General features: G+C 33.4%; 8 protein-coding genes and 1 CRISPR repeat array. All 8 genes read right to left on the reverse strand.

Annotated features, from left to right (window positions below; all coding sequences use genetic code 11):
* On the reverse strand, positions 1 to 218 hold a 218-nt coding region (locus tag F606_RS0116675), incomplete at its 3' end, for a transposase (protein WP_019554660.1).
* 61 nt (positions 219 to 279) lie between these two features.
* The gene (locus F606_RS21490; RefSeq protein WP_019555030.1) at positions 280 to 501 is read right to left on the reverse strand and encodes a Dna2/Cas4 domain-containing protein; all 222 of its coding nucleotides are present in this window, start codon (positions 499 to 501) and stop codon (positions 280 to 282) included.
* Positions 502 to 510: 9 nt separating this feature from the next.
* The gene (locus F606_RS21495; RefSeq protein ID WP_019555031.1) at positions 511 to 2784 is read right to left on the reverse strand and encodes a CRISPR-associated helicase/endonuclease Cas3; all 2274 of its coding nucleotides are present in this window, start codon (positions 2782 to 2784) and stop codon (positions 511 to 513) included.
* Positions 2785 to 2845: 61 nt separating this feature from the next.
* Complete coding sequence (gene cas5b, locus F606_RS0116690; RefSeq protein ID WP_019555032.1) at positions 2846 to 3559, reverse strand: type I-B CRISPR-associated protein Cas5b; 714 nt, start codon at positions 3557 to 3559, stop codon at positions 2846 to 2848.
* Positions 3552 to 4421 (reverse strand): type I-B CRISPR-associated protein Cas7/Cst2/DevR, encoded by an 870-nt coding sequence (cas7i, locus tag F606_RS0116695; protein WP_019555033.1) that lies wholly within the window; start codon positions 4419 to 4421, stop codon positions 3552 to 3554. Before cas7i ends, cas5b begins: the two co-directional genes overlap by 8 nt.
* 2 nt (positions 4422 to 4423) lie before the next feature.
* Positions 4424 to 6106, reverse strand: a complete 1683-nt coding sequence (cas8a1, locus tag F606_RS22425) for a type I-B CRISPR-associated protein Cas8b1/Cst1 (RefSeq protein WP_019555034.1) — start codon at positions 6104 to 6106, stop codon at positions 4424 to 4426.
* 10 nt (positions 6107 to 6116) lie between these two features.
* The gene (gene cas6 / locus F606_RS0116705; RefSeq protein WP_019555035.1) at positions 6117 to 6842 is read right to left on the reverse strand and encodes a CRISPR-associated endoribonuclease Cas6; all 726 of its coding nucleotides are present in this window, start codon (positions 6840 to 6842) and stop codon (positions 6117 to 6119) included.
* A gap of 417 nt (positions 6843 to 7259) precedes the next feature.
* Positions 7260 to 7445 (reverse strand): nitroreductase family protein, encoded by a 186-nt coding sequence (locus F606_RS22430; RefSeq protein WP_019555036.1) that lies wholly within the window; start codon positions 7443 to 7445, stop codon positions 7260 to 7262.
* 157 nt (positions 7446 to 7602) lie between these two features.
* A CRISPR array of direct repeats spans positions 7603 to 8365; the repeat unit is 31 nt; unit sequence ATTTACATTTCACTATGAGTCAATTCGAAAG.
* Positions 8366 to 8372: the final 7 nt, after the last annotated feature.

The following is an 8372-nucleotide window of genomic DNA, read 5'->3' on the forward strand; positions in this document are numbered from 1 at the left end:
TCTTTACGGAGTTTGATCATTTCAGCTTCATCGGGAGAACGGTTATCTTTTTCTTTGAAGGAACCTGATGTTTGATTTTGTTTCACCCATTTATCAAAGGTAGAAGGTGTCAATTCGTACTCGCGAATGATGTCCTGTCGGGGTTTATTATTTAAATATAACTGGACAATTTGGTTTTTGAATTCTTCTGTATAAGTTCTGCGTTCACGTTTGCTCATTGTAAATCTCCTCATCTTATATTGAGTTTAAGTGTACTTGACCTTATTTTATCTGTCCAGTTTAGTGTAACCTATCCACAATGCCATTATGTATATAGTCAATGTTAATGCAATCATCAACCAAAATATGCTTTCGTTCGCGGCTATAAGAAGTTTCATCGATGATTTTACCAATCTGTACATGTTCATTTTCATCTTCCAAGCTAATATCATGTGCATATAACCACATTTTGCGTGTACATAAAAAATAATAAGAATAAAGTACACCTGTTACATTTTTCATGCTCTCACCTCAACATAAATTCTCTGATTCATCTTCTTTTTCCAAACATAAACCACTTCCAGATAAAGCAGCAAAATCATATACCCTTGTGCAGCGATGAATGCCTAGCCATTTAATTGCTTCGATTGGATATCGATCAATTGCCCCTTTTCCTTTTTTAGATTTTAATAGATTTGCATTGAGAGATATTGTATATTGCAAAAGATCATTTTCCGCTTTAATTCGGGTTTTCATATCATATTGTTTCTTATCTTTTATAATGTTTATATACTCCTGCACGTTATCCGCTTGATAAAATCTTTCGGGTAAAACCGTGATGCTTTGAATATTTCTAAATTGCTGATGTGCCGTTCCAGCATCTATCGTTGATGGCGGCAAATCTTGCAGTGTTTTTAAACACTCTTCAATTTTCTTATAATAGCTTGTCGCTTTCACTCTTGCTGTATCATAGACTGCATTTATATATTCAAATTTTTCTGTTTCTAAAAAATAGTTATGATTATATTTTTGCAAATCATCTACTGAATATTGATAAATGTCAACATACTGATAAACATTATTCGTGCCACAGCCATTTTTTGTATTATAAATATAGACATTCGGATTTATCCCATCATAATTGCGTTTACGATAGCAACGCCCCATTCTTTGCAATAAGCTATCTGCTGGACACATTTCCGTAAACAACACATCAAAATCAATATCCAAGCTCGCTTCGACAATTTGTGTACTAATCCAAATCCCCGTTTCATCACTATCAGAAAACTTCATAATTTCAGTTTCTAATAGTTTTCTGTCTTGGCGAATAAATCTACTATGTAAGAGTTTTACATACTCATTTTGATCTTTTAATTGATCGTATACACTTTGGGATCTTCCTACTGTATTACATAAAATCAACACTTTTTTATTTTGTGCTTCATCTATAATTTTTTCATAATCAAAGTCTTCAGCCTCAATGAATTCAATCTTATGACGTTTATCATATTCTCCTCTAAAAGGGCTTTCTGGTATCTGAAACTCAATATTTTGCTGCACTAAAAAATGTCTGAGTACTGGAGGAAACGTTGCCGTAATAATGGCAAATTTTCCGCCGAGCTGTGTAATAATTTTAAGTCCGTAAATAATGTACGCCAAAATTTCTGCTGAATACATTTGTATTTCATCAATAATGACTTTTGAATATTTTAATGTCGCTGGTACGATTTCACTCCCCATCGCTTTAAACACAAACCAAAACAATTGATCGACTGTACAAATCGTTAAAGGATATGCCAGCAGTTTTGCTTTTTCTTTTCTGATTAAGGGATCTTCCATTGCAAAACTATGTTCATTTACTTCCTGTTTTGCAAAATAATATGCCAATAAATCGGAATGAAGTAGCGTTATTTTATCTTCATCATAATGATATTGATGATCCTTTCGCCCACTGATTCGTTCATAAATTGCATTAATCGATACTTTTAATGGCAATGTATAAAAGGCTTTGCTGCCATCGAGCCAAAATAAAGCCGCTTCCGTTTTTCCGCTGCCAGTTGCCGCTAATACGACTAAATTTTCATCTTTGCGATGCATCATATATTCCTGTACTGGACGAATCACTTTCCACTGCTTTTGAATAACATTTGTTAAAACGCCCGCTGGCAAAGGCGCTATTTCTATTTGTTCAAGATTTCGTCCGCTTGCCGCATAATCTAGTTTATTCAGCATACCTTTGACTACAATATATTTTAACCATTTTTCATGTGCCTCTTTCGCTGTCATATTGCCTTTATTTCGTGGATTATTGGTGAATGCAGTAATTAAATATCCTAAATCCAAATAATCTGTATTTTTATAAAATATCTGCTTTGTATCATACGTATACGAATCAGGTAAATACCTGTCGATATACCTTTCCAAAGCCCCTTCTGTATAGCTATCTTCTCTTATATGATGATTATAAATCGCCGTCACTACAAGCTCTATATCCTCGCCATAAAGCTCCTCTAATTTTTCCGTGTTCATATATGCCGGACTTAGAAACCCATGTGGTATTTCTTCTTCATCCGCTTTTGGAGCAACACCTTCGTATTTGCGCCCGATCACCTTGTGTAGTTTATATTGAAACAATGCATTGAGTTTTCCTAAATCATGATAAAAAGCTGCTAAATAAATGAATTCTTTTTCCTGCTCACTAAATTGATCACCATATAACTTCAAAAACTTTTCCCATAAAAGCAGCAAATCATCGGTATGTTCTTTTACGGTTTGAATCGGATTAGATTTTGCTATATATGCCATGTTTTTTCCTCCATTATAAAAGAAAGACAAGTTCCTATGAAATTAAGAACTTGCCCCTATTTTATGCTAAAAATATCCCATCTGCTGCTTTTGAATTTTCCATATACCAAGTACCTCTTGCCAAAACAGTGTCTTTTGCTACATGACTCACTTCAATTTTTTCAATCCACTGCCTTAACCCTGTATTTGGATTGACGCCAAAAATTTTATTTAATCTGTACTTAGAACCTAGTTTTTGAATCATTTTTGCATGGATACCTTCAATTGGTACATAGGCATCATATTTTAGTTCGACTCTATTCGATTCTTTCATTTCGACAATGTCTACATCATCAATGGATAATAAGTCTTCATGCCTACCTAAAGCCGGATACACAATAGGATTTAGTAAACCTTGTTTGATTGTCTCTAAATCCTCCTCCTTTTCTGGTCGAATATGAATTAATAGCTTAATATCTGTTAGCAACTCAATATTACCAGGCCCAATATTGATTCCATCTTGTTTATCACCATTTTTGACTGCCGCTTGATGCCGGTCTTTATCGTAAGCAATGCCAAATGCATATTTCGTATACATTTCGCTTATCGCACTATGATATTTTCCTTGAATGCTGATATCCATCGCATGATATTCCGTAAATCCACATACCGTATGGATCATCCCGATAACCGTTGAATAGGGAGGCAATGGATACGACTCTTTAATTTGAAAGCTTGTCGGTTTGCGATAATTCGCCAGTTGCTGTGAGCACTCTAAGCGAATTACCTTACGCATAATAAGCATCCACTTCTGATTTTAGTTTGTTAAACACGTCTGTAATCGATATGGGTTTTAATTTTTCTTTAATTTCTTTATCATTGGCAAATATACCGCTCATAGAACCAACTAAACTATTTTCTTTGACCTCATCGGCAACACTTAATGCTTCTGTTAAAAGCTCTAAATTTAACTTTGCATCCTTTAATTTTAAGCGATTTTCAAAATATGGATTTTTACGTTGATATACGCCACCCACAACAAAAATTGGATTTAAATTTTCACGACGACCTTTGATATCGCGATATAAAAATTGCACCGTAGCTAAAAAATCTTTTACGCGTCTAGCTTTTTCTTGTTTATCTAAATCAATCGCAGCATCAATCCCAACTCGATCTAAATCAACCGTAATCGTATACGCATAAATAGATTTATGAATTTCACTTTGCGCAATCGCATTTTCGAATTTTTCTCTAGCAGCCAGCCCCATATTGGTTAAATAATCCATCTCACCATGATAAGCTTCTAAAGCAATTGCATTACTGAGGCGCACGACTGCTGATCGTTTATTCGATCCACCTTTTTCACTATCTGTTTTTGCCGAAGTTTTAAGATAACCAAATAAATCTATTTCAGGATATTGTTCAATCGTAGCTTCAGGTGCAAATTGCACAACCTTATTTTGTGCCGTCACTGGTGTATTATCCCACCCCAGCTGTTGCATCATATTATAACGAAGTGCTTGTCTCGATATATATGTATACTGTTTTCTATCGTCACGTCCTAATTTTTTCAATACGGTAATATTACCGAAACCTTCACCATAGTTCGCACTTTCTGCTTCAAAAAGAATGCTTAACGTTAATCCATTTTTAGCCATTTTTATACCTCCTCAACTTTATCTTCACTATTATATTTTTCATTTTTCAAACCGAGAACAAAAGCATACCCTAAATATTGCAATTCATCCTCTGATGAAAACGTTTCTAAAAAAACTTGAGGGACTGGCACACTTATACTTGAATACATCCTAAACACCAAATTCCAAAATTGTTCGCGATCATTCACTTGCAAGGCATTCAATAATTGATAGACAAAGCCTCTTAATTTATTATCTGCATCTTGAGCTTTTGTTTTTTCACCACAGATCAATCTTCTTAAATCCCGTCCACGATAAAAAGCATTATCCGCATTTGCTTTTTTCATTTTTGTCCCCCCTGACATTTTTATTTGAATATTCACCACATTTTTCAAATAAATCGTTGATGTATTTTCCTTCAAAGAATTTTTCAATATTATATTTAGCAAGCCATATTGATTAGAACGATCAAAAACATTTTTTAATACTTCTTGATAAACACTAATCCACACTTTCGGACTGATCTCTATAGAAATTTCTTTAATCTTTTCTAAATTTTTTTGACAATTCGTTAACACTTCTAAAATATCTTTTGCAATCACAGTAAACTTATAACGATCCGTTGCTTTATCCCTAACAATCACTTGAATATTCTGTTGTTCTACTGCCTTTTCTTCAATGATTCCTTGAACCATATTATTTAAGATAAGCTGGTACTTTTCATTTTCTTTATTCGCATTTTTTATTTTATATTTACTTTCAATTCCTTTATTTGCACCAATCAAAACTTCTACACTTGTATTCGAATTTACAAAAATAAGATTCCTGCCTAATATTTGAAATCCAAGCGGAGCTAAGGAATAGACAAATGCACATAAAGGGCAAATATAAGCATCTGGTTTACAATCCCAAAACGATGATTTCTTTTTTCCCAAATCATCAAGTGTATCATTAAGAAACGACATTGAAAAATCTAGTTTAGATGGTATGGTCGCATTACATTCAATACAATTTTTTGTTTTAGTTTTTTTTACAGTTTTTTCTTTTTTTAAATATTGTTGTAAAGGTTCCACAAAATCAAATTCATATACATTATATATATTATCTTTACTTTTCTTTTGATGTAAAAAGGCTCTATTTGACCAAATCGAATTAATTCTCGCATAAATAATATCTTTCATTAGAAATGTTTCTTTTACTTTTTCCTCAAGCAACACTTCTTTCAACTTACATAGTTGTTCATATTTTTCTTTATACTCTTTAATTTCCTTGATATTTTTGCATAATGCGCTTAAATCGATTTTATAACCTTGTTCTGCTAAACTCATACAGGCACTAAAATAACTATTTCTCGCTAAACCTGTATTATTTAATAGATACTTGTATTTATCATCTAATATTTTTTTAAGTTCTTTGCTTTCTTCGGCGACATATTTTTCTGTTAATGACTCCATCGACTCAATCTCTTTGCAAATACGCGTAAACGTTGCATCTTCGCTAAACTTTTGAATATGTGCATCTATATACGCTTGTGCGAGATCAGACTTTTCTAAAAACTCCTTTGAAATAAACAAAGCATTTTCTTCTACTTTGTAATCTTCTCCTTTGACAGCTTCCATATTTTCTAATAAATAATGAAAACCAACAATGCCAGCATTAAATAAAAAAGCATTGATTTCTATTTTTACAAAATCTTCGTCCACCATCCCACCTCCTTCAGGCTAACACTTGGAAGAATCCAAAACCTTGGCTTCGTCTTGAGCCAATCCCTGCATGATAAAGAAAATTAAGCAGTTCCGGCTGGCCTGTCAACTTATATACACCTAAACTCACATCAATATGATACTTAAACGCAGTAACTACTGTTTTTTTCGGCATAACAGGAACTATAGTAAAACCATGTAGTAAATTTTCATCCATCGCAAAAATACTAAGCTGTGCTTGTACAATTTTTTTAGCTGCATCTGCAAAGTCCTCACAAGTACAATCCACATATCGGTCTATATTTGTCTCGCGATTATGCTCCCGAAGTACCATTGGGCTAAGCATTTTTATCACAATTTCACTTGCATTGATTTTAGTATGTGGCAATATTTTTATATCCATTATTTTCATGCTATTTTGATGTTCTAAAGGAAATTCTTTTAATTTATTCTTCAGCATTGCATTATAAAGAATCATAGCTTCTTTCATATCCGCCGTACTCAACGTAAAACTGATTACATTCCCACCAAGTTGCACAACATCACCAACAAAATTAGGACGATTCATCCTTACACCAAAAGTAAATTTTTTCATTATGTTGTCACGCTTTTTATAAAACCCATCAAAAAATTCTTCACCATAACTGCTTAAACTACTTTTGATCAGCGAAACAAAAACCGGACGAAAATCTTTTGGCAATTCTGCTTTATTCAATTCCAATTTTATTAATATTTGCACATACATCACCTCCCAATAATTTGATATTTCCTTACAGGTATACAAATAACAACATATTTGTATATCTGTGTTTTACTTTTCAATATGAGTCGATTCAATAAAAAACTAATTAAAAATGTATGCAAATTTTCCATTAAAGTAACATTTCCCCATAAAAAATAAAGTTCCTGCCAAATTAATACATAATTCAGCAAAAACTTTTATTGTCAATCTTTATTTTAAACCAACGCATACAAAGCCCTCTGCGTTAAAACCCCAGAAGGCTTTGTATTTCTAGATTAAACAACTCAAATATTCCCAATTTCGCTAGCGCGCTTCCTATAATAATCGCCATTAATATATCATAGTTATCTACCGCCTGTTTCATGCCTTTAGCCTGATAAGTTTCATTATGTGCAAATAACATGCAATAGGAAACTAGGTTTTTTGTGCTGAATTATTTTTAGGATATCCCACAATAAGCCATGCCACAGGGAATGTACGCTCTGGAAAATTCAACAAATGAATCATTTTTTCGGGGTTTCTCCGTACCGCACCGATTGGCACGATTCCAAGCCCCATAGACTCTGCCACGACAATGGCTGCCCCCCATGGCAAGTCCACAGTCAAAAGTTCCTACCATCGTGCCTTCAACACTTTCATTAATCAGCGAAGGTATTTTGTTTTTCTAACCCGCGATACTAGTTTTATAAAAATCAGCCACAAACACCAAGAATACAGGAGTTTGGGCAATCCAATGCTGATTTTATTTCAACTCTGTAATTACATTTCACTATGAGTCAATTCGAAAGTTAAATATTTTTCGCTTTGCACGGTTATTATGTGCATTTACATTTCACTATGAGTCAATTCGAAAGGGCGACATGATGTCATATATAACACCGATTTTAAAAATTTACATTTCACTATGAGTCAATTCGAAAGTCAGTCATGGCGGCTCAACAACAAGCTTCAGCAACATTTACATTTCACTATGAGTCAATTCGAAAGTCTAGATATAGCTTACAAGTACCACTATCTTCACAATTTACATTTCACTATGAGTCAATTCGAAAGGTCAAAATTCCTTTATGCCACGCGGTGTGTTCTTCTATTTACATTTCACTATGAGTCAATTCGAAAGAAAATTACTCCAAAAATCATCATATACCAATTCATATTTACATTTCACTATGAGTCAATTCGAAAGGAATTGATAAGCATGAATAATTGTTCTCCTACCCACATTTACATTTCACTATGAGTCAATTCGAAAGGCATCTAACCCAGAAGCAACGTCTAAACTTATGTTCATTTACATTTCACTATGAGTCAATTCGAAAGTGCCATTCTGCCTAACGCTTCAATTCCAGGAGTAAATTTACATTTCACTATGAGTCAATTCGAAAGAACGCTATAAAGTTAAAACGAGATGCAGGAATACCCATTTACATTTCACTATGAGTCAATTCGAAAGTATAGGATTTTCGGCAAGTTTATCAAGCAATATATAATTTACATTTCACTATGAGTCAATTCGAAAGTAACTAT

Origin of the sequence: Propionispira raffinosivorans DSM 20765 (genome assembly GCF_000381065.1) — a bacterium.
GTDB lineage: Bacteria > Bacillota > Negativicutes > Selenomonadales > Selenomonadaceae > Propionispira > Propionispira raffinosivorans.